This window comes from Eubacteriales bacterium (genome assembly GCA_041390245.1).
Lineage (GTDB): Bacteria > Bacillota > Clostridia > Christensenellales > JAWKQI01 > JAWKQI01.
The window spans coordinates 103,505-124,012 of sequence record JAWKQI010000004.1 but is presented as its reverse complement, the minus strand read 5'-3'; the positions used below and the strand labels follow the sequence as shown (position 1 = coordinate 124,012).

The 20,508-nt window shown below is 40.2% G+C and carries 20 protein-coding genes; 8 read left to right on the top strand and 12 right to left on the bottom strand.

Going from position 1 to position 20,508, the window contains the following annotated elements; all coding sequences use genetic code 11:
• Positions 1-24: 24 nt before the first annotated feature.
• Entirely contained in the window at positions 25-807 is a 783-nt protein-coding gene (locus R2876_06145) for an NUDIX hydrolase (protein MEZ4358189.1), read from the bottom strand.
• Positions 807-1,880, bottom strand: coding sequence for a tRNA 2-thiouridine(34) synthase MnmA (gene mnmA / locus R2876_06140; protein ID MEZ4358188.1), 1,074 nt, complete (start codon positions 1,878-1,880; stop codon positions 807-809). Before mnmA ends, R2876_06145 begins: the two co-directional genes overlap by 1 nt.
• 172 nt (positions 1,881-2,052) lie before the next feature.
• Here mnmA and R2876_06135 point away from each other — a divergent pair, with 172 nt between their 5' ends.
• Complete coding sequence (locus R2876_06135; GenBank protein MEZ4358187.1) at positions 2,053-2,967, top strand: ComEC/Rec2 family competence protein; 915 nt, start codon at positions 2,053-2,055, stop codon at positions 2,965-2,967.
• A gap of 14 nt (positions 2,968-2,981) precedes the next feature.
• On the opposite strand, the gene R2876_06130 is transcribed toward R2876_06135, so the two are convergent.
• The 4 genes from R2876_06130 to R2876_06115 form a co-directional block, all read right to left on the bottom strand.
• Positions 2,982-3,485 carry a GNAT family N-acetyltransferase gene (locus R2876_06130; protein MEZ4358186.1) on the bottom strand — a complete coding sequence of 168 codons (504 nt, stop codon included), beginning with the start codon at positions 3,483-3,485 and terminating at the stop codon, positions 2,982-2,984.
• A gap of 62 nt (positions 3,486-3,547) precedes the next feature.
• A complete protein-coding gene (locus R2876_06125; protein MEZ4358185.1) occupies positions 3,548-3,949 on the bottom strand; it encodes a thioesterase family protein in 402 nt (133 codons plus the stop codon).
• Between the two features lie 49 nt (positions 3,950-3,998).
• On the bottom strand, positions 3,999-4,214 hold the full coding sequence (gene mtrB, locus R2876_06120) for a trp RNA-binding attenuation protein MtrB (protein MEZ4358184.1): 216 nt from the start codon (positions 4,212-4,214) through the stop codon (positions 3,999-4,001).
• 75 nt (positions 4,215-4,289) lie between these two features.
• Positions 4,290-7,742, bottom strand: a complete 3,453-nt coding sequence (locus R2876_06115; GenBank protein ID MEZ4358183.1) for a DNA polymerase III subunit alpha — start codon at positions 7,740-7,742, stop codon at positions 4,290-4,292.
• Positions 7,743-7,906: 164 nt separating this feature from the next.
• On the opposite strand from R2876_06115, the gene R2876_06110 reads away from it, so the two are divergent.
• The 3 genes from R2876_06110 (at position 7,907) to R2876_06100 (ending at position 10,923) form a co-directional block, all read left to right on the top strand.
• A complete protein-coding gene (locus R2876_06110) occupies positions 7,907-8,431 on the top strand; it encodes a hypothetical protein (protein ID MEZ4358182.1) in 525 nt (174 codons plus the stop codon).
• Between the two features lie 99 nt (positions 8,432-8,530).
• Positions 8,531-9,388: a class II fructose-bisphosphate aldolase gene (locus R2876_06105; protein MEZ4358181.1), complete on the top strand. Its 858-nt coding sequence runs from the start codon at positions 8,531-8,533 to the stop codon at positions 9,386-9,388.
• Positions 9,389-9,396: 8 nt separating this feature from the next.
• Entirely contained in the window at positions 9,397-10,923 is a 1,527-nt protein-coding gene (locus R2876_06100; protein ID MEZ4358180.1) for an FGGY family carbohydrate kinase, read from the top strand.
• Between the two features lie 44 nt (positions 10,924-10,967).
• Here the strand turns inward: R2876_06100 and R2876_06095 are convergent, their stop codons facing one another.
• The 6 genes from R2876_06095 to R2876_06070 all read right to left on the bottom strand — a co-directional run bounded on the left by R2876_06095 (position 10,968) and on the right by R2876_06070 (position 14,257).
• Positions 10,968-11,435, bottom strand: a complete 468-nt coding sequence (locus tag R2876_06095; GenBank protein ID MEZ4358179.1) for a hypothetical protein — start codon at positions 11,433-11,435, stop codon at positions 10,968-10,970.
• Positions 11,428-12,174: a sulfite exporter TauE/SafE family protein gene (locus tag R2876_06090; GenBank protein MEZ4358178.1), complete on the bottom strand. Its 747-nt coding sequence runs from the start codon at positions 12,172-12,174 to the stop codon at positions 11,428-11,430. The genes R2876_06095 and R2876_06090 overlap by 8 nt, the downstream gene beginning before the upstream one ends.
• Before the next feature lie 40 nt (positions 12,175-12,214).
• The gene (locus tag R2876_06085; protein MEZ4358177.1) at positions 12,215-12,559 is read right to left on the bottom strand and encodes a hypothetical protein; all 345 of its coding nucleotides are present in this window, start codon (positions 12,557-12,559) and stop codon (positions 12,215-12,217) included.
• A 241-nt stretch (positions 12,560-12,800) separates the two neighbouring features.
• Positions 12,801-13,268, bottom strand: a complete 468-nt coding sequence (locus tag R2876_06080) for a hypothetical protein (GenBank protein ID MEZ4358176.1) — start codon at positions 13,266-13,268, stop codon at positions 12,801-12,803.
• Entirely contained in the window at positions 13,261-13,734 is a 474-nt protein-coding gene (locus tag R2876_06075; protein ID MEZ4358175.1) for a TSUP family transporter, read from the bottom strand. The genes R2876_06080 and R2876_06075 overlap by 8 nt, the downstream gene beginning before the upstream one ends.
• Positions 13,735-13,756: 22 nt before the next feature.
• Entirely contained in the window at positions 13,757-14,257 is a 501-nt protein-coding gene (locus tag R2876_06070; GenBank protein MEZ4358174.1) for a TSUP family transporter, read from the bottom strand.
• Positions 14,258-14,391: 134 nt separating this feature from the next.
• Between R2876_06070 and istA the strand changes: the two genes are divergently transcribed.
• The 4 genes from istA to R2876_06050 all read left to right on the top strand — a co-directional run bounded on the left by istA (position 14,392) and on the right by R2876_06050 (position 20,133).
• The gene (gene istA / locus R2876_06065) at positions 14,392-15,927 is read left to right on the top strand and encodes an IS21 family transposase (protein ID MEZ4358173.1); all 1,536 of its coding nucleotides are present in this window, start codon (positions 14,392-14,394) and stop codon (positions 15,925-15,927) included.
• Positions 15,917-16,627: an IS21-like element helper ATPase IstB gene (gene istB, locus R2876_06060; protein ID MEZ4358172.1), complete on the top strand. Its 711-nt coding sequence runs from the start codon at positions 15,917-15,919 to the stop codon at positions 16,625-16,627. Before istA ends, istB begins: the two co-directional genes overlap by 11 nt.
• 64 nt (positions 16,628-16,691) lie before the next feature.
• Positions 16,692-19,097 (top strand): glycyl radical protein, encoded by a 2,406-nt coding sequence (locus R2876_06055; GenBank protein MEZ4358171.1) that lies wholly within the window; start codon positions 16,692-16,694, stop codon positions 19,095-19,097.
• A gap of 79 nt (positions 19,098-19,176) precedes the next feature.
• On the top strand, positions 19,177-20,133 hold the full coding sequence (locus R2876_06050) for a glycyl-radical enzyme activating protein (protein MEZ4358170.1): 957 nt from the start codon (positions 19,177-19,179) through the stop codon (positions 20,131-20,133).
• Positions 20,134-20,508: the final 375 nt, after the last annotated feature.

The window sequence follows — 20,508 nt, the reverse complement described above, 5'->3', positions numbered from 1 at the left end:
TCTAGCTCCCATTGTCAACATCTTTTATCCTTTTTTTCGAAAGTTTTTAAGATGTTCTTTAATAGATTCAATACACTCTTTATTCTTGTCTACTGCGATTATATTATACACATTTTCGGCCTTATTAATATCTTCTAAAATCGCTCCTGATACTATAAATCCTTTTTTAAGTTCTTCTATCAAAGCCTCATATGCGAGTATGACAGACAGTGCGTGATCAAATGCAAGCCCGCCTGAAGAGACTATCTTAGTGGTAGCCGACACGCCGCCCTTTTTCAAAGTTTCTCTTGTCTCAACAGACGGTGTAAGAATCTCGCTTCCTTTAAGCGTAATGCTTCTGTTTATTATATATGTACTGCCTTCCCATGCTACTAACCTATTATAATCTGAAACTTTCACCCACTCGACAACTGCAGCATCGTCTCCGGCACGGGCATTTACTTTTTTTATATCAGTTAGGCCTACAAATGAAGTTGTGATTACCCGGCTTCGAGGGTCCCTGTCCGGGGCTCCAAATGTATGGTATTGCTTTAGCTCGATATCTTCAATTCCCGTCTCCTCTAATAGCTCTCTTTTTACGGCGGTCAGTATATCCTCGTCTATATTGACGAAACCGCCAGGCAGCGCAAAGCAGCCTTTATACGGGAACCCTCCCCTTTTTATAAGCAGCAGCTTTAAACACTTTTCTTCAAAGTCTATCGCAAACAGCGCTCCGTCTGCTGCAAAGCCCGGCTTCTCATAAATGCTTGCATCGTAGCTCTCTAAAAATTTTCTTTCTTCCTCTGAAGAAGGCATATACTTTTTCATCAAAACTCCACCTCGTCTATAATTCCTCCACCAAGACAAATTTCCCCGTCGTAAAATACTACGTATTGCCCTGGTGTTACTGCACGCTGCCTTTCTTTAAATTTAACATAAGCCTTTTCGCCATCAAATTCTGCTGTAATATCCTGATCCGGTTGCCTGTAACGAAACTTAGCTTTTAGTTTCCCATCATTTGGCTTTTTGGTTATGAAATTAATATCGGTTGCTTTAAGCGCCTTTGAATAAAGCTCTTTCCCTTCGCCCTGTATTACATAAAGTATATTATTTTTAAGGTCCTTGTCCACTACGAACCAGCGTTCCCCTGTGCCTGCTCCACCAATACCAAGGCCGCGGCGCTGCCCTAAAGTGTAATACATGAGTCCCTCGTGCGTTCCGACTTTTTTATTGTCCAGCGTCTTTATATCTCCTGGCATTGCCGGTATAAAGGTCTTTAAAAAATCTCTGAAGCGGCGCTCGCCTATAAAACAAATGCCCGTAGAATCTTTTTTATTTGCTACGCTTAAACTAAGTTCATTGGCTATTTTTCTAACTTCGCTTTTTTTAAGGTCACCGACAGGAAAAAGCGCTTTTGATATCTGCCCTTGTGAAAGCATGCAAAGGAAGTAGCTTTGGTCCTTTGATTTATCTGTTCCTTTTTTTAAATAGACCCCGTCGCATGTCTTTTCCGTCCTCACATAATGCCCGGTGGCTATCATCTTGGCGCCAAGTTTTAAACTGTAGTCTAAAAACGCCTTGAATTTTATTTCCGAATTGCAAAGCACATCTGGATTTGGCGTTCTCCCTTTTTTATATTCTTTTAGAAAATAGGAAAAGACCCTATCGTAATATTCCTTTTCGAAGTTTACATTATAATAAGGTATATCTAAATTTTCACATACGTTTCTTACATCTTCTAAATCTGCTGCGGCCGTGCATTCGCCGAACTCATCTTTTTCGTCCCAGTTTTTCATGAATACACCGGCAACATCATACCCTTCTTTCTTTAAAAGATATGCAGCTACGGAAGAATCCACGCCGCCGGACATGCCGACTATAACTTTTTCACCACTTGGCATTTTATTTCCTCATAAGTTTTTCTTTTACTTAGATTATACTAAACATAATAAAAGTTGCAAAAACTTTTTTATTTTAACTTTGCATTTCTTAAAATATTATCCGTTAACTTTGTTATTATAAACCGTGCTTTATGTTATAATGAACTAAAACAATTCGGCCTAAGGTGGTACCATGTTTAAAAAATGCTTCTTTAATTCAATTATAACTTATTTGGTTTTATTGGCAGTTTCGCTGTCATCATTTGCTCTGCCTCTGCTTGGTGGCTGTTCGGTTATACAAGAAGTGACTGAGATAAGTGCTTCAGTCTCTGTCAGCAGTATAGCTGGAGATGAACTTCTAGTTGAAACCGTTGATGTCGGGCAAGGGGACTGTATCATTATAAAGGCGCCGGACGGCAGTGTCATTATGGTAGATGCCGGAGAAAAGTCTGCTATATATAATATTGTAGAAACCTTTAAAAAATATAATATAGGAAAAATAGACCTATTAATAGCAACACACCCCCATTCAGACCACATAGGCGGTATGCAGTACTTTGTTGAGAGCTATCCTATTGACACCATAGTTATGCCAAAATCAGACCACTCAACTAACACATATGCAAATCTCCTTAAATCTATAAAAGACAATGATTTAAAGATAACCGAAGCAAAACCCGGGCTTAACTATCAGTTCGGAGACGTATCAATAGACATCTTAGGACCTGTTTCAAACGAATATGATGATTTAAACAATATGTCGGTAGTATTTAAGTTAACATACGGCGATACATCTTTTCTGTTTATGGGAGATGCTGAAGAAGAATCGGAAGAGGATATTTTAAATTCCGGTGCGGACCTTTCTGCGGACGTGCTAAAGGCAGGCCATCATGGCAGTAGCACTTCTACATCGCAGGAGTTTTTAGATGCTGTGTCGCCTTCAATTGTTTTGGTATCCTGCGGAGTAGACAATGAATACGGGCACCCGCACGAAGAATTTTTAAACAGAGTTTCGCAAAAAGGATGTACGCTTTTAAGAACAGACTTAAACGGAAATATAACTTTATATTCTAACGGCGTTGATATAACGACCGAAACGGAAAAATAATGACAAATGGCCTTTTATTTTACTAGTGAAAATATGTAAGAATCGTAGATTTTCCCGTTCTTGAAAATACTCCTTCTTTTTATGCCTTCAAGCTTAAACCCTGCTTTTTCAAGCACACGCATAGATGCTTTGTTAAATTCAAAAACCTCTGCATCAATTCTTACTGCATCATAATCATTAAAAAAATGTTCGCACATTTCTTTTACTGCTTTAGTCATTATGCCTTTTCCCCAATAAGGCTCTGCAAGCCAGTAACCGATCTCAGCGCTCTTCTTATATACGTCTTTTCTCTTAAATATGCCGATACTTCCAACTATCTCCTTGTCGACAACTATAGCCCTAACCAGCTTCTCTCTTTCGCCGCCTTCAAGGCTATTAATTATATAGTCTTTAGCATCATTAAGAGTATATGGGTGTGGGAAAGCGTCTCTTAAATTATCTGATATTTTTTTATTATTAGCGTGTTTATATATCGCTTCCGAATCTTTAATTTCCCATTTTTTTAGTTCAATTTCCATTTACAAAAATTCCTTTCATTTTAAAAAAGCGGCATTGTTTATGCCGCTTAAAGTTTTAAGTTTTATATAGTATTAAATATTGAAGGAAATACTTTTGCAATAGAAGTTATATGCATATCAGCATCTACCACTATATGTTCGCTTTCCCCAGTTGCCAGTAAGCGCCCGTCGCCTTCACGAAAAACTTCATAGCCGAACTTGATTCTGATGCTTTTAATATCAGTAATCTTTAGGCGGACAATAATCGCATCTCCATAGACTGCCGGCGTCTTGTAATTACAGGAATTGCTTATAGGCAAAAGCCGAAAGCCTTCTTCCTCAAGCTCCGCAATATTAACGCCCATACTTTCAGCAAACTCCTGCTGCGCTATGTCAAACCAGTTAAAGTACTGGGCATGGTGCACAAACCCGGTTTTATCGACTTCATAATACCTGATTTTTATTTTGCAATCAAAACTGTGCATTTTTATGCCATCCTTTTAGTTATTAATTGGCCCTATGGACTTAAAGAAGCTAATTGCCTTTTCCGGAAGTCATCTCTCCGTGTGCTGTTAAAATATGAGCTTTTCCTCTAATTTTAACGGCAGATGTGCTTTCGGTAAACTGTGCCAATAAGACTTCGCCTTCATCAAGTTTTTCTGTATGATGAAACTTAGTATCTTTTCCTCTGGTCATACCGATAACCGAAACACCATCTTCCAAAGCTTTTATAATAAAAAAATCATCCATCTTTTATCACCTTAACTTTCACAGATATTTTACCATATTATTTCATATACGTAAATAAACATTAGGATAAAAGCTCTACTTTAAAACCACGTTATTTTCTCCGAAATTTTCTCTTAGCTTATATATAAGTTCATTAGATAAATTAACGCACCATCTGCCCGTCGTCTTAAACTTCTGGTTGGTTCCTTCTATATATATATTGACGGGGGAAGCACCTGGGAATTCTCTTAATGCTGCAAAAAGAGCATCTTTGCCTTTCTCTGCTTCCTTTGGTACTTTAACGCAAAGCGTTTTGCCCAAAAATTCATATTTATCCGGTGTAAACGGTACTATGCTAGAAGCAATGATAGACGGGGCCTCTCCCTCAGCTATTTCCACCTTACCTCTGACTATAACTATTTGGTCTTCTGCCAGGTTTTGTTCGCAAGCTGCAAATACCCCTGGAAATACAGTTATGTTAACTGTGCCAAATAAATCTTCCAGCACTGCATTTGCCATAAGCTTTTTAAGGCGGGTAGATCTTCTGTGGACAGAGGTTAGTATCCCTACCAATTCAACTTCCCTTCCTTCGATACTGTCCATATCACTGTCTGATTCCCCTGCTGTCATAAGTACATATGTATTAAAGGTAGCCTTATCCAAAATATCTTTTATCTCATTTAGCGGGTGCCCGCTTAAATACATACCCGTGGTACGCTTTTCCATAGAAAGCTTGTGTCTTTCTTTAAATTCCGGAATGTCCGGCATTTCATCTGACACATCTTCATCTTCAATGCCAATGTCAAAAATAGACATCTGCCCGGTTAAATTCCGTTTTTTATCTTCTATTATGGCTGAAAGCACCTTTTCATAAACATTCATAAGCTGCGAACGTTTGTATGTAAGCGAATCAAAACAGCCGGACAGTATTAATGCCTCCAGCATTTTTTTGTTTATCGCATCTGAGTTTCTGTTAAGAAAATCGTTAAAGGATGTATACTTCCCGTTTTTATCCCGCTCGGCGATAATGTCTGAAGCCACCTTTTCTCCGACATCGCGGATAGCTACCAACCCAAAGCGTATAGCACCGGACGTGACTTTGAAAAATACGTCTGATTCATTTATGTCAGGGCCTAAAACCTGTATCTTGCACTTCTTAAGATATGCAATGTAAAACGCAACTTTATCCGGGTTATTTAAATAGCTGTTTATAAGCGCAGTTAAAAACTCAAGCCTGTGATAGCGTTTTAAGTATGCTGTCCAATAAGCTATTACTGCATATACACATGCGTGAGACTTATTAAAGCCATAATCCGCAAACTCTAGAACCTGGTCAAATATCTCCTCTGCTATGTTCTTAGGGACGCCAAGTGCAACGGCTCCCGGAACTACAACCTTTCCTTTAACTTTTTCACCGTTTATAAATATATTTTTTTCTTTTCTTAGTACGCTTTCTTTTTTCTTAGACATGGCACGCCTAACAAGGTCGCTTCGCCCAAGAGAATACCCTGCCAAAGCACGGACTATTTCCATTACCTGCTCCTGGTATACCATACAACCATAAGTCTCAGCTAAAATGCTTTTTAAACTGGGATGTTTATACTTTATAAGGTTAGGGTGCTTTTTCGCCTCTAAATACACAGGTATGCTTTCCATTGGACCCGGGCGGTAAAGTGAAATGCCGGCCATTATATCCCCTAAATTTTTAGGTTTCAACTGCATCATCAGTGCTCTCATGCCCGAACTTTCAAGCTGGAACACCCCATCTGTGTCTCCTTCGCCGATAAGCTTATAAACCTCTTTATCATTTAGCCCAATTTCCTGTATATCTATATCAATGCCCTTGTTTTGCTTAACCATATCGATAGTATGGCGTATAACCGTTAAGTTCGTTAAACCAAGCAAGTCCATCTTTAAAAGCCCCAGGCTTTCAAGGTCGTCCTTTGTGAACTGTGTTATTAAGCCGCTTACTTTAGTGCTTGTCTGCAAGGGGACATAATCGTCTATCCTGTCTTTTGATATAACAAGCCCTGCCGCATGAACGGAGGCATTTCTTGGCAGACCCTCCAGTTTCTTTGCTATATCCAATATATTTCTTACGTTTTCATTGGTATCGTATTCGGCCTTAAGCCTTGGGTTTTCTTCCATTGCACGGTCTATTGTCATATGCAGGCTAAAAGGGACCATCTTTGAAATGCGGTCCGACTCAGACGGCGGGCAGCGCAGCACCCTTGCAACGTCCTTAATAGCTAGTTTTGCTTTTAGGGTATTAAAAGTTATTATCTGTGCAACGCGCTCCTGCCCATATTTTTTAACTATATAATCCTTGACTTCGCTCCTTCTCTCAACGCAAAAATCTATATCGATATCCGGCATGCTTACACGCTCTGGATTTAAAAAACGTTCAAACAATAGGTCATACTCAAGTGGGTCTATATCAGTTATTCTAAGCGTATACGCAACCAAACTTCCTGCGGCAGAGCCACGCCCCGGGCCTACGTATATGCCGTTTTGCTTGGCAAAATTGACGTAATCATAAACTATCAAAAAGTAATCCGTAAACCCCATCTGGTTTATTACGTTAAGTTCATAGTCTAGCCTTACTACATACTTTTCGTCTACATTTGGCACGCGTTTTAAAAGGCCTTCCTCGCAAAGGTGGCGCAAGTATTCTTGCCCGTTAAATCCTTTGGGAGGAATAAATTCCGGCAGATAGACCTTATCGAAATTAAAGGTTACATTACACTTTTCTGCAATCTTACCAGTATTTTCAATAGCCTCTGGTATATACGAAAAAAGCTCGTTCATCTGCTCTTGAGATTTTAAATAAAACTCCTGTGTCTCAAATCGCATCCTGTCTGTTTCATCTAAGTAACGCCCTGTCTGTATGCACATTAAAATATCCTGCGCTTGAGCGTCCTCTTCTCTGACATAGTGAACGTCGTTTGTTGCTGCAAGTGGTATGCCAAGTTCTTTTGACATATTTATCAGCTGCTCATTTACTTCTTGCTGTTCTTTTATTCCGTGATTTTGAAGCTCCAAGTAAAAATCTTCGCCAAAAACCTTCTTTAAGTCCAGTGCCAGTTTTTTCGCATTGTCTATTTCTCCGCGCATTATAAACTGGGGGATATCACCGGCCAGGCAGGCTGACATGCAAATTAACCCTTTTGAATACTCCCTTAGGGTTTTATAATCTATCCTTGGCTTATAATAAAACCCTTCTGAATAAGAAAGCGTGCTTAATTTTATAAGGTTCCTATACCCCTCGTTATCTTTGGCTAACAGTATCAAATGCGAATACTCTTTTGCTGCCGAGGTCTTCTCGCTCATGTCCTCTGCTACGTACATCTCACAGCCGATTATAGGTTTTATGTTTCTCTTAACCGCTTCACGGTAAAATTCTAAAACCCCGTACATATTGCCGTGGTCAGTTATTGCAATCGCATTCATGTTGTATTTAGCTGCAGTGTCCAGCAGGTCTTTTATCTTACTTGCGCCATCTAGCAGGCTGTATTCGGTATGAACATGTAAATGTGTAAAATCAAACATTATTTTACCTTTTTCTTGTGTTTGTGTATTTTTTGATTGTATATAAATTAGAAGTTAATTATATGCTAAAATTATATCTCATAGGCACACACGTGTCAAAACGATTGTCAATAATAAAAGTATCGATTATTATTAGAATATACTAATGTTTAGGAGCGTAAAAAGTGAATAATTTAATCTTTCCTATCGTTGCCATAGTCATTTTTGCATTAATTTTTTCTTCAGCACGTTTTATCAAACCTTTTGAAAAAGATGGATACAAAGTTTTTAGGCCAAATATAATAATCGGTATAGTCGGCGGGGTTTCACTGGCCTTTTGCCTTTTTGTTATTTTTATATTTGCGTTTCAGATTTTTTATATGCAATTACAGGAAGCTTTAGTTATAGGAGGGCTTTTTGCAGTGCTTGGCACTCCGCTCTTTATACTGCAGTTTACTGTCCGTATCTATGTCAACGACACTTCCATAATATACCGCAATTTCTTCGGTAAACAAAAGCAGATAAATTTTAACGAAATAGAATCCATAAAAAGGTCTTTAGGCGGAGGAAATGAATTTATTATTAAAAGCACTGACAACAAAAAGATCCGTGTCAGCCCTCTTTATTCAGGATACTTAAATATTATGCAAATAGTTAGAAACAACACCTCATTTTCAATAGACATTTTACCTAATAAGCTAGGGTTTTAGCTAAATTTAAAAAAATAGCATCCTCTCCTTAATTTTATCTTTATTTTATGCTAAAATATTTTTATTGCTAACAAATTAACATGTAAGGAGAATACTGCTTTGCCACTACTAACACCAAAACAACTATATGATAATATACCGAAAGACGTAAAATGCGCTATCGGCGCTTTTAATGTACACGATATGGAATATACCCAAGCGGTAATAAGAGCTGCCGAAGAGGAAAACGCCCCTGTGATATTGATGCTGGGCGAACCTATGCTCGCGTTTGCAAACTTAGATATGCTTGCTAACATAACTTTATTTGCCGCTAAAAATTCAACCGTACCCATCGCCGTTACATTAGACCACGGTACTAAAAAAGAAAATATAAATAGGTGCATAGAACTCGGGATTTCTGTAATGTGTGACTGCTCACATTATGAATATAAAGAAAATATAGCTTTAACTAAAGAATATACTAAAAAGGCACATTTAGCCGGTGTTTCTGTCGAAGCAGAACTTGGAAATATCGGCGGCGCTAATGGAGACGAGGTCTTACCTGAAAATATGACAGACCCGCTTAGGGCGAAAGAATTTGTAGAGGAAACGGGCATAGATGCCCTTGCCATAGCTATCGGCAACTGCCATGGGTTTTACAAAAATCCACCTAAGCTAGATATTGAGCGGCTTATAAAAATTAAAGAATTGGTAGATATTCCGCTGGTTTTACATGGAGGGTCTGACCTGCCTTTAAATATGTCTAACGCTGCAATAGATGCCGGGATAAGAAAATTTAATATAGGCACAGACCTTAAATGTGCATATGCACTGGCAATAAAAAAAGAACTTTTAAAAGATCCGATGCCAATACAGCCGCCGCAGATTTTAGGCCCGGCAAGAGATGCTGTATTAAAAGTTACAAAACAAAAAATAAGGCTGTTCCGTTCAAACGGGATAGCTAAATACTATAAGTAGGTAATAATATGTCTGTTTTAGTAAGCGTAGACGTTGGTACCACCAATCTAAAAGCTGCTGCATTCGATGTTGATGGGAACCTCATCAGTCTAAAAAAGATGCCCTCTTTAATAACGTATGGCGATAACGATGAAGGGTATATCGATCCGGAACTGTTGTTTGAAAATATCGCCTCGCTGCTTTGCCAATTAACAAGCGAAGTTGGCTCCAGTAACGTTACTGCTATTTCCGTTGCCGGAATGGGTGAAGCAATAGTACCTATAGATAAAGATGGGCACAATACTTACCCGGTAATAGCATGGTTTGACATGCGTTCAAGAGACCAGGTAGAATTTATGCTTGAAAACATATCTAATGAGCAGTTCTTCAGTATAACCGGGCTTGAATGCCACCCCATGTTTTCGCTTTCTAAAATGCTTTGGATAAAAAGCAACCATCCGGAAGTTTACGAAAAAAGCGTGATGTGGCTCCCCGTTGCAAGCTATATCCTATACCGGCTTTCCGGTGAGGCTGCAACGGATTTTACGCTTGCTTCTCGTACGCTTATGCTTGATATACATAATTGCAAATGGTCTAAAAAGATACTTGATACTTTCAACATAGATAAAAACACTTTGCCAAAACTCGTCGATGCCGGAACGCTTATAGGTTCTGTCACACATGAATCAGCTAAAAAGACAGGTTTAAAAGCTGGTACTCCCGTAGTCATGGGCGGGCACGACCATCCCTGTACTACTATCCCTGCTGGAATACTCTTAAGCAGAAGGCTTTTAGATTCTTCCGGTACGGCAGAAAGCGCTCTTGGCATATTGAACAAAGGCGCAACCCCACCCACTAAATATGAAGGTGTACGTATCAACCGCCATTTAGACAGCTCCCGTATTGCAACATCGGCTGGTATAATATCTTCCGGCTCTTCACTGGACTGGAGCATAAACCAGCTTGCGTCTCTAACTAACTGGGGTATTAACTCAAAGATATCCTACGAAGGCATAATGGCAAAGGTGGTAAAAGTCCCGCCAGGCAGCGGCGGTGCAATGTTTATGCCGCATATACGAGGTGCAGGCGCCCCGTTTAGAAACCCTGCATCAAAAGGTGCTTTTGTGGGGCTTAGGTCTTCGCACACGCAGGTAGATCTGATCCGCGCCGTAATCGAAGGGCTTTGCTTTGAACTTAAAACCATTGTAATAAAAATGGAAGAAGTAGGCGGAATAACCTACGATTCTGTCGCAACTGTAAGCGGCGCATCCAAAATAGCATTATGGCAGCAAATAAAGGCATCTGTTATCGGGAAACCTATAATGACTCCTGAAATAACTGAGGCTACTGCACTTGGAGCTGCAATGCTTGCCGGAATAGGCGTTAAGATCTTTAAAGATATGCGTGAAGCCTCTGCCGCATCGTTTAAACCGGGGAAAGTTTATGAACCGGATGTAAAAATAATGCGTTTATACGAGGACTTATATCAAATATATAAAAATCTATACCCCTCGTTACTTAATATAAACAGTAAAATCGATGCATTGATAAAATAAAAAACCACGGGAAACTTTCCCGTGGTTTTTAGCTTTTTTAAATATCAGCCGGCATCTATGCTTAAAACCCCTATTGCAGAAAATAATATCAATGCAAAGAATATAAGCCCTAAGAAAGCCTGAACATAACTCTTTTCCTTAAATACCTGTATCAATATCGTAGGAGCAAGAGCAAATAGGCCAATAGCACAGCCTCCGCAAATCGCTATCTGCCCCCAGGATTCTGCAAGGCCGATATAATTTAAGTAAAAATGTGCCCCGGGGAAAGACCCCGTCGTGCTTAATTTCCAAATCTCGCTCACCGATGTCCCGTTAAATATAGCGCCGAATACTAAGCTTGGATTTAAAAGATTACTGGACTGATCTATCAGCATAAACAGCGGTGCAAATAATGCCAATACTGTAAAGAATATCGTGCCCCAGTGTATTACATTAGCATACGCTATATTACTTGTTGGAACTTTCAGAAGCTCAATATCATCTGTGCTTTTAACGTCTTTTTTTTCAGCCATTTTCTTTTTCCTCCTTCTTCCCAGCTTTATTCATAAACACTGAAATTGTAAGTACCGTGGCTATAATCGCAACAAATAATATAACCTGTACGATAGAAGGTATTTTGCCAATAGCTCCCATCATCTCAAGCCCTTTTGTTACGAGGCCAAAACTTGTGTATGCCATTATGCCAATTAGGATAACGCGTACAATGCTTACTTTAGCTTTGGCTAAAATATATGAACCTACGAATCCGCCGACGACCTGGCCTGAAAGCCATGGTAATACAAACAGCGCTATAATACCGCCTGTAAAGATATACGGCCATACGGAAACGCAGCTTCCAACTCCTAAAATAATTCCGGAGTTTGCAGCAGCAACTTTAAGCGGTATGCCCATGCCCATGTTTAAAACAGGGGTAATGGCCCAGCCGCCGCCCATACCGAAGAAACCGCCGATTACGCCAACAAGGAAAATAAGGATTATACCTAAAGGAGCACGTGTGACTTCATACTTTCTCACTCTTCCTTCAGATTCCTCGAAATACTGACCTCCGAGATTAAACTTCTGTGTAACCGGCCCTATCTTTTTAATAACAGGATAATCCAGTTTCTTGCCGCCCATAAAAAGGTATATTCCAATGCCTAACAGCAATACGCCTAAGACGATACGCATCAAAGCTTCGCCTGTAACTCCGAAACTCTGCGCCGCACCTATTGCCAAAATTGCTCCGGCTAAAGCTCCTGCTGCCTGGCTTATTGTTAGAACAAGGCACAGTTTATAGTTACCGATTCCCTTTTTAAGAAAAATACCCAGTTGAAATCAGCCCAGAGAACATAGCGACTATTAAACCAGTCCCTCTTATTATAACACTGTCGACATTTGTAAACGCCAGCATTATCGGAGTAAATATTACCCCGCCGCCGATTCCTGCTACAACGGCTATCATTGCTATTGCTACGCTTAACAGGAAAAATGCCAGCAGTATCAAAAAGATTGACGCTGTTGTCATATGCCCTGTCAATACATCTTCAGGTACAAGCGCTAACACACCAATACCAAAGTAAGATAAAATAGTAGCGGCAATCATTATAATAGCTTCAAGCATTGGCGACTTTAAAAATTTACTTTTAATTGCACCCATTTTTCTCTCCTTTTTATTTTTATATCCTTAAAAACCGTTAACTATTGTTAACTGTTGATTTTTCGGTGTGTGTTAAAAATTTAAATACATATGATAACTTTTGCATATGCCAATGGTAATTATAGCATATCCGCACTAACATTCAACTATTTTATGAATTTTTAATGAACATTTTGTCGAAAAATTATATAAAATAAAAAACCACAGGAAACTTTCCCGTGGTTTTTAGCTTTTTTAAATATCAGCCGGCATCTATGCTTAAAACCCCTATTGCAGAGAATAATATCAATGCAAAGAATATAAGCCCTAAGAAAGCCTGAACATAGCTCCTTTCCTTAAATACCTGTATCAATATCGTAGGAGCAAGAGCAAATAGGCCAATAGCACAGCCTCCGCAAATCGCTATCTGCCCCCAGGATTCTGCAAGGCCGATGTAATTTAAGTAAAAATGCGCTCCGGGGAAAGAGCCTGTTGTGCTCAATTGCCATATCTCGCTCGTTGATTGTCCGTTAAATATAGCACTATATACTAAGCTTGGATTTAAAAGATTACTGGACTGATCTATCAGCATAAACAGCGGCACAAATAATGCCAATACTGTAAAGAATATCGTGCCCCAGTGTATTACATTAGCATACGCTATATTACTTGTTGGAACTTTCAGAAGCTCAATATCATCTGTGCTTTTAACGTCTTTTTTTTCAGCCATTTTCTTTTTCCTCCTTCTTCCCAGCTTTATTCATAAATACTGAAATTGTAAGTACCGTGGCTATAATCGCAACAAATAATATAACCTGTACGATAGAAGGTATACTACCAATAGCTCCCATCATCTCAAGCCCTTTTGTTACGAGGCCAAAACTTGTGTATGCCATTATGCCAATTAGGATAACGCGTACAATGCTTACTTTAGCTTTGGCTAAAATATATGAACCTACGAATCCGCCGACGACCTGGCCTGAAAGCCATGGTAATACAAACAGCGCTATAATACCGCCTGTAAAGATATACGGCCATACGGAAACGCAGCTTCCAACTCCTAAAATAATTCCGGAGTTTGCAGCAGCAACTTTAAGCGGTATGCCCATGCCCATGTTTAAAACAGGGGTAATGGCCCAGCCGCCGCCCATACCGAAGAAACCGCCGATTACGCCAACAAGGAAAATAAGGATTATACCTAAAGGAGCACGTGTGACTTCATTTTCTCACTCTTCCTTCAGATTCCTCGAAATACTGACCTCCGAGATTAAACTTCTGTGTAACCGGCCCTATCTTTTTAATAACAGGATAATCCAGTTTCTTGCCGCCCATAAAAAGGTATATTCCAATGCCTAACAGCAATACGCCTAAGACGATACGCATCAAAGCTTCGCCTGTAACTCCGAAACTCTGCGCCGCACCTATTGCCAAAATTGCTCCGGCTAAAGCTCCTGCTGCCTGGCTTATTGTTAGAACAAGGCACAGTTTATAGTTACCGATTCCCTTTTTAAGAAAAATACCTGTTGAAATCAACCCAGAGAACATAGCGACTATTAAACCAGTCCCTCTTATTATAACACTGTCGACATTTGTAAACGCCAGCATTATCGGAGTAAATATTACCCCGCCGCCGATTCCTGCTACAACGGCTACCATAGCTATTGCCACGCTCATTAGGAAAAATGCCAGCAGTATCAAAAAAATTGAAGCTGTTGTCATATGCCCTGCTAATACATCTCAAAAATCCATAGTATTGCAAGTTGGAAAATGCACAATATTGCAAAAATCCATTGCGGGCAAAACTCAAGTCAATTATCCTTGTATCTGACCAAAGAACAAGGAGGAAATGGAGAATGCTCACAATGGATCAGATACATGATATCAGAAATCGTTTTTATGAGAAAGGGGAAAATATTTCCCAGATTGCGGAAGCGTTGCACCTGGATTGGCGAACGGTACGCAAATACATTGATCAGACTGATTTTAACAGCCCGCCGCCAAAGCCGGCGTTGGAGAAACAATTCTGTCCCAAACTGGATCCCTACAAGGAGATGATCGATTCCTGGCTGATTGAGGACAAATCAGCCCCACGCAAACAGCGCCATACAGCTAAACGGGTATTTCATCGCCTGCTGGCCGAAATTCCCGGTTTTGACTGCTCCTATCGGACGGTCGCCAGCTATTACGCAGTGAAACACCGGGAAATATTCAAGCAGAATAAACAGGCCTATCTGCCACTGGTACATCAACCCGGAGAAGCGCAGGTTGATTTTGGTACAGCTGAGTTTTATGAAAATGGCCAAAAACTGACTGGAAAATACCTGGAGGTCTCTTTTCCATACAGCAATAAAGGCTATCTGCAGCTGTTCTACGGGGAAAATATGGAATGCCTGCTGGAAGGGCTGGATGCCATATTCCGCCACATTGGCTGTGTGCCAAGGGAACTCTGGTTTGATAACACGAAAGTCATTGTTACCGAGATTATCCGTGGTGGCGGGCGAAAACTGACTGACAAATTCGAACGGTTCCGGGAGCATTACCATTTTAAAGCCGTCTTCATGAATCCCGGGGCCGGCCATGAAAAAGGAAACGTCGAAAACAAGGTCGGCTATCAGCGTCGCAACTTCATGGTACCGGTTCCCCGCTTTCTGTCGCTGTCGGATTATAACCGGCAGTTGCTGACAGAGTGTGAGAAAGATGCCCGGCGGAACCATTATCGCTACGATGAAACCATCGAGGAGCGGTTTCAGGCTGATCTGACGGCCTGCCACAAACTGCCCGGAATTGCGTTTGACCTCACCGGTCATCAAACCCTCAAAGCCGACAACTGGGCCAGGATTTATCTGAACAAACGACAGCATGCTTATTCGGTGGCTCCAAAGTACGCCCAGTGCCCGGTTCATCTGGTTTTAACTTCAGCGCTGGTGATTATACAAGATGAAAACTTTCGTGAAATTGTTCGCCACCGGCGTCTTTACGGAGATACCAAACAAGAGCAGATGGACTGGCTGCCCTATCTGAAACAATTATCCCTGCGACCCCGAGCCCTGAAATATACTGGGATCTATGAGCTGATGCCGGAAACCATGCAAACCTATCTGGCCACCTGTTCAGGCAGCGAAGTTGGACAGATCCTCAAGGTTCTTTCCGAGTTGACCAGTCGCACCGGTTTTGACAGTGCCGTAAATACCGTTAACCATGCAATTGCTCATCAGGCGCGAGATGCCGATAGTCTGGAGAGTCTTTACCGGCGGTTGTATTCGGATGTACCTGAGCTGCCTGCAATGACCCTTGCTCCGGGCATTCCCAAAATGATCCCGATGCAGCCCAATCTGACGGCCTATGATATCTTGCTTCAGGGAAAGGGGGCTGACGGATATGCTCGATAAAGAAATCTTTGAATGCTGCCGGAAGCTGCGTCTGAGTCGCAATCTGGCCGAGTTGGCGCAAACCACCGAAGGCAGCTCTCACCAGGAATATCTGTATCAGCTGCTTAGTGACGAACTCCGTTACCGGGAACTCAGCCGCACCCAAAAGTTGGTTACCAGCGCCGGTTTCTATGGGATTCATACCTTTGAAGGATATCGCTTTGATGAAATCACCCTGCCTTCGGATCTGACTCCAGAAGGCCTGAAATCCCTGGCCTTTATCCACGAAAAGAAGAATCTGATTCTCTATGGTGGCACCGGAACCGGTAAAACCATGTTGTCAACCGCACTCGGCGTTGCCGCCTGTCGACAGGGAATCCCGGTTAAATTCTTTCGAACGGCCGCTCTGGTGAATAAACTGTCGGAAGCCAAAGTAGCCGGTACCCTGACCGCTTTTCTGAAAAAACTGAATAAAGCCGAAGTGATTATTCTGGATGAATATGGTTATGTCCCACTGGACCGAACGGGAGCACAGCTCCTGTTCGAAATCATCTCCGATTGTTATGAACACCGGTCTATCATTCTTAATACCAACCTGGAATTCTCCCGATGGGTCAATGTGCTCTATGATGAACAGATGACGGCTGCCCTGCTGGATCGGCTCCTTCATCACTGCCACCTGCTCATGTTTCCGGGACCCAGTAACCGGATGCGGGAATAATACAAATTATACTATATATAGAGAACGTTCTAGTACAATATTGAAAAATTGAAAGGATATACTTATGATTAATCTTAGTAACTCTGAAAGAGGAAACAAGCTCAAGGAACAATTTTTCGCAAATAATCCAGGAATATGCTCTGAAAGAGCAAAAATTGTCACTCAGGCCCATAAGGATTTTACTGCAGATCCAGCAGTTATACGACAGGCTAAAACACTTAAACGTGTATTGGAAAATGTTAGTATTTGGATTGCAGATAATGAGCTAATTGTAGGGAATCAGGCAAAAAAGCCACGTTATGCTCCGATTTTCCCAGAATTTTCTTTTGACTGGATTATTGATGAACTTGAAAATGAACCGTTTGAATTACGTAGTGCAGATAGATTCGATATAGATGAAGAAACTAAAAATGACTTGCGTTCAATACAAGAGTATTGGAAAGGTAAGACGGTTAACGACCGGGTAAAGGCACGACTTCCAGAAGAAACTTTTGAAGCAATAAAAACTTCTGCTGTTTATACATTTGGGCCTGACGTTGTAAATTATTCCGGAATAGGTCATTATTCGCCTAATTATAAAACGATTCTTACAAAAGGTTTTCTTCAAATAAAAAAAGACGCTGAAAACAATATCCAATCAATGGGTATTCCAGCTAATGGGCGAGATTTAGATAAACACAATTTTTGGAGATCTGTGATTATCAGTTGCGAAGCGGTTATTGCTTTCGCAAAGCGTTACTCTGAACTTGCTAAAAAAATGGCAAATGAAGAAACAAATGATATTCGGAAAAAAGAACTTGAAGAAATCGCAGTAGTTTGTGAGCGAGTACCAGCTTTTCCCGCTTCTTCTTTCCATGAAGCATGCCAATCCTTTTACTTCTTTCAGTTGGTTCTTCAGCTAGAATCCAGCGGACACTCAATTTCACCCGGTCGATTTGATCAATATATGTATCCTTATTATAAGGCTGACATTGAATCAGCTAAACTAAACCAGGAACAAGCTCTTGAAATTCTGGAATGCTTGTGGGTGAAACTTGCTGAAATTAATAAAGTAAGACCAATCCGTGGTACCAAAAATGCTGGCGGTTATCCCATGTTTCAGAATCTTTGTGTGGGAGGTCAGACAAGGGAAGGACAGGATGCAACAAATGATTTATCGTATCTTTGTTTGGATGCTTCCAAAAATATGGGATTACATCAGCCTTCCATATCTGCAAGAATCTGGAACTTTACGCCAGAGGAATTCTGGAAAAAAGTTATTCAGGTTACTAAAACGGGAATTGGTATGCCCGCTTTGTACAACGATGAAGTTATTATTCCAGGTATGTTAAATCGAGGAAAATCAGTTGAAGATGCAAGAGATTACTCCATTATTGGTTGTGTTGAACCAGGCGTACAAGGATATGAATATGGTTGGTCAGGAGGAAATGGCGATGCTCCATATTTCAGTATGCCAGCGTGCCTTGAGTATGCCTTGAATGATGGTAAAAATATGTTGACGGGAGCTCAAACTGGTCCAAAAACAGGCTTGCTATCAGATTTTGAAACATTTGAAGAATTACAAAATGCTTATGATATCCAAGTGCAATATTTTATTGATCATTTTACGGTTATTACAAATGCTTGCGATTTAGTGCATCAAGAATTCACACCTTTACCTTTCCTTTCCTGTGGAATGGAACCTTGTGTCGAAAGAGGAATCGAAGTAAATGCAGGGGGGGCTAAATACAATTCAATTGGGACAGCAGGAGTTGGGGTTAGTAATGCTGGCGATTCTCTTATGGCTTTAAAGAAGTTTGTATTTGATGAAGGAATCATTGAAAAGACTGAGTTTTTAGAAATACTGAAAAATAATTGGGAAGGCCAGGAAATACTGCGTAATCGTATACTCGCGGAAGTTGAACATTATGGCAATGATGACGACGACGCAGATAATATGGCCAGCTGGGTAGCTAAACGATATTGCGAAATGACAGAAAAATCAATGAGTTGTAGAGGCCCATATAGTCCCGGATTATATCCTGTTTCTGCTAACGTACCGATGGGTGCTGTTTTAGCAGCTTCTGCTGATGGAAGAAAAGCAGGGGAACCATTGGCTGATGGAATATCACCGGTACATGGAAGAGATACTAATGGACCCACTGCCTTGCTAAATTCTGCAGCCAAGCTCGATCATTTCATCAGTTCAAATGGAACACTTCTTAACATGAAATTTCATCCCTCAGCTGTTAAAGGTGAAAAAGGTGAAAGTTCGCTTGAAGCGCTTATGAAAAACTATTTTTACTCTAAAGGACTTCATGTGCAATACAATGTTGTTAGTTCGAAAAAATTACGAGATGCACAATGTAATCCAGCCAAATATAGAGATCTTGTTGTGAGAGTTGCTGGTTATAGTGCCCTTTTTGTAGGCTTGGATCCTGATTTACAAGAAGATATTATTACTAGAACAGAAATTGTGGAAATGGCTTAAAGTATCGCTTAAGTTTTAAAATTTTTAGCCGGATTTACCTTACGGTGAATCCGGCAAAAAAATTAGGAAGGATTATTTAATGAAACAAATACTAACTGGTAATGTTTTTGATATTCAGCGATATACATTAAACGATGGACCTGGAATCAGAACAGAAATATTTCTTCAAGGATGTGATTTGAAATGTCCCTGGTGCCATAGCCCTGATTCACAATCTTATAATGGAGATCTTGCCTGGTTTCCAATGTTATGTGTTGGACTTGAAAAATGTGGCGCTTGTATTGCTAGTTGTCCCAATGGTGCTATTGAACCGGGCAGTGAAATTTACTCTAAACTTACCAAGACAACTTTGCACATACCAAAACTTGATCGGAAAAAATGCAATATCTGTGGAGCCTGTGCTAAAGTATGTTATCCTAAAGCTTTTTATTTAACTTGTCGACAAATGAGTGTCGATGAAATAATGGAAATCATCAAAAAGGATATGCGATATTATCACACTACAAACGGTGGGGTAACTTTATCTGGTGGTGAACCAATGGTCCAATCGGATTTCACTGCCGCGATTCTTAAAGAATGTAAATCTCTAGGTTTACATACTGCTTTAGATACAACAGGTTTTGCGGCATGGAGTGAGTATAAAAAAGTAATTGAATATGTTGATTTGTTTTTATTTGACCTGAAATGTATGTCTTCAGATCGATCGGAAGAACTAGTCGGTGTACCGAATGAATTGATTCTGGAGAATGCGAAAAGACTTGCGAAAATTGGTAAAAAAATTCAAATCCGTTACCCCATAATACCAACTTTGAATGATCAGAAAGAAAATATGGTAGCAACGGCATCGTTTTGTAGGGATCTGGGAGACGCTGTAACTGTGATACAACTTTTGCCTTACCATAGATTAGGAACTGTAAAATATGAACGGATCGGAAAAGATTACACTTTAAGTGATCTTGAACCTATGAGTGATATTCAGGCGGAAGAATATGCAAAAATTTTCCATAGTTATGGTTTGAAAACAATAGTTGGATAAACACAATTGAAATAATGTTTAAGTTTAAATTTGGGTCTTAATTAAATCAGAAGTTTTAAATACCAATTTAATTAAGTACCCCTAATTCTAGGTGCAGCAAACTAACCATGTCAAAATTAACATTGATAAAATGCTTCAGTTAATCGTGTTTTCCATATCAGCTATTATTAATCCTTGTCGAAAAATGACTTCAAACAATCTGCTGGAATGAAAATGCTTGCAAGTAATCTTTGGGTTCAAAATCCGAGACGATTGTATGGAAAACTATCGAAAAAGGTGCACCAAACTCTTTCCAATAGAAAAAGGAATATGTCTGAACCACTGCGTCTGGCATTAGAAACATGCATTATCCGGGCGGAGTAAGGTTATTCCCGT

Coding starts and splice junctions, on each gene's coding strand:
- R2876_06145 (MEZ4358189.1), bottom strand. CDS start 807: ATGAAAAAGTATATGCCTTCTTCAGAGGAAGAAAGAAAATTTTTAGAG.
- mnmA (MEZ4358188.1), bottom strand. CDS start 1,880: ATGCCAAGTGGTGAAAAAGTTATAGTCGGCATGTCCGGCGGCGTGGAT.
- R2876_06135 (MEZ4358187.1), top strand. CDS start 2,053: ATGTTTAAAAAATGCTTCTTTAATTCAATTATAACTTATTTGGTTTTA.
- R2876_06130 (MEZ4358186.1), bottom strand. CDS start 3,485: ATGGAAATTGAACTAAAAAAATGGGAAATTAAAGATTCGGAAGCGATA.
- R2876_06125 (MEZ4358185.1), bottom strand. CDS start 3,949: ATGCACAGTTTTGATTGCAAAATAAAAATCAGGTATTATGAAGTCGAT.
- mtrB (MEZ4358184.1), bottom strand. CDS start 4,214: ATGGATGATTTTTTTATTATAAAAGCTTTGGAAGATGGTGTTTCGGTT.
- R2876_06115 (MEZ4358183.1), bottom strand. CDS start 7,742: ATGTTTGATTTTACACATTTACATGTTCATACCGAATACAGCCTGCTA.
- R2876_06100 (MEZ4358180.1), top strand. CDS start 9,397: ATGTCTGTTTTAGTAAGCGTAGACGTTGGTACCACCAATCTAAAAGCT.
- R2876_06095 (MEZ4358179.1), bottom strand. CDS start 11,435: ATGGCTGAAAAAAAAGACGTTAAAAGCACAGATGATATTGAGCTTCTG.
- R2876_06085 (MEZ4358177.1), bottom strand. CDS start 12,559: ATGGGTGCAATTAAAAGTAAATTTTTAAAGTCGCCAATGCTTGAAGCT.
- R2876_06080 (MEZ4358176.1), bottom strand. CDS start 13,268: ATGGCTGAAAAAAAAGACGTTAAAAGCACAGATGATATTGAGCTTCTG.
- R2876_06070 (MEZ4358174.1), bottom strand. CDS start 14,257: ATGACAACAGCTTCAATTTTTTTGATACTGCTGGCATTTTTCCTAATG.
- istA (MEZ4358173.1), top strand. CDS start 14,392: ATGCTCACAATGGATCAGATACATGATATCAGAAATCGTTTTTATGAG.
- istB (MEZ4358172.1), top strand. CDS start 15,917: ATGCTCGATAAAGAAATCTTTGAATGCTGCCGGAAGCTGCGTCTGAGT.
- R2876_06055 (MEZ4358171.1), top strand. CDS start 16,692: ATGATTAATCTTAGTAACTCTGAAAGAGGAAACAAGCTCAAGGAACAA.
- R2876_06050 (MEZ4358170.1), top strand. CDS start 19,177: ATGAAACAAATACTAACTGGTAATGTTTTTGATATTCAGCGATATACA.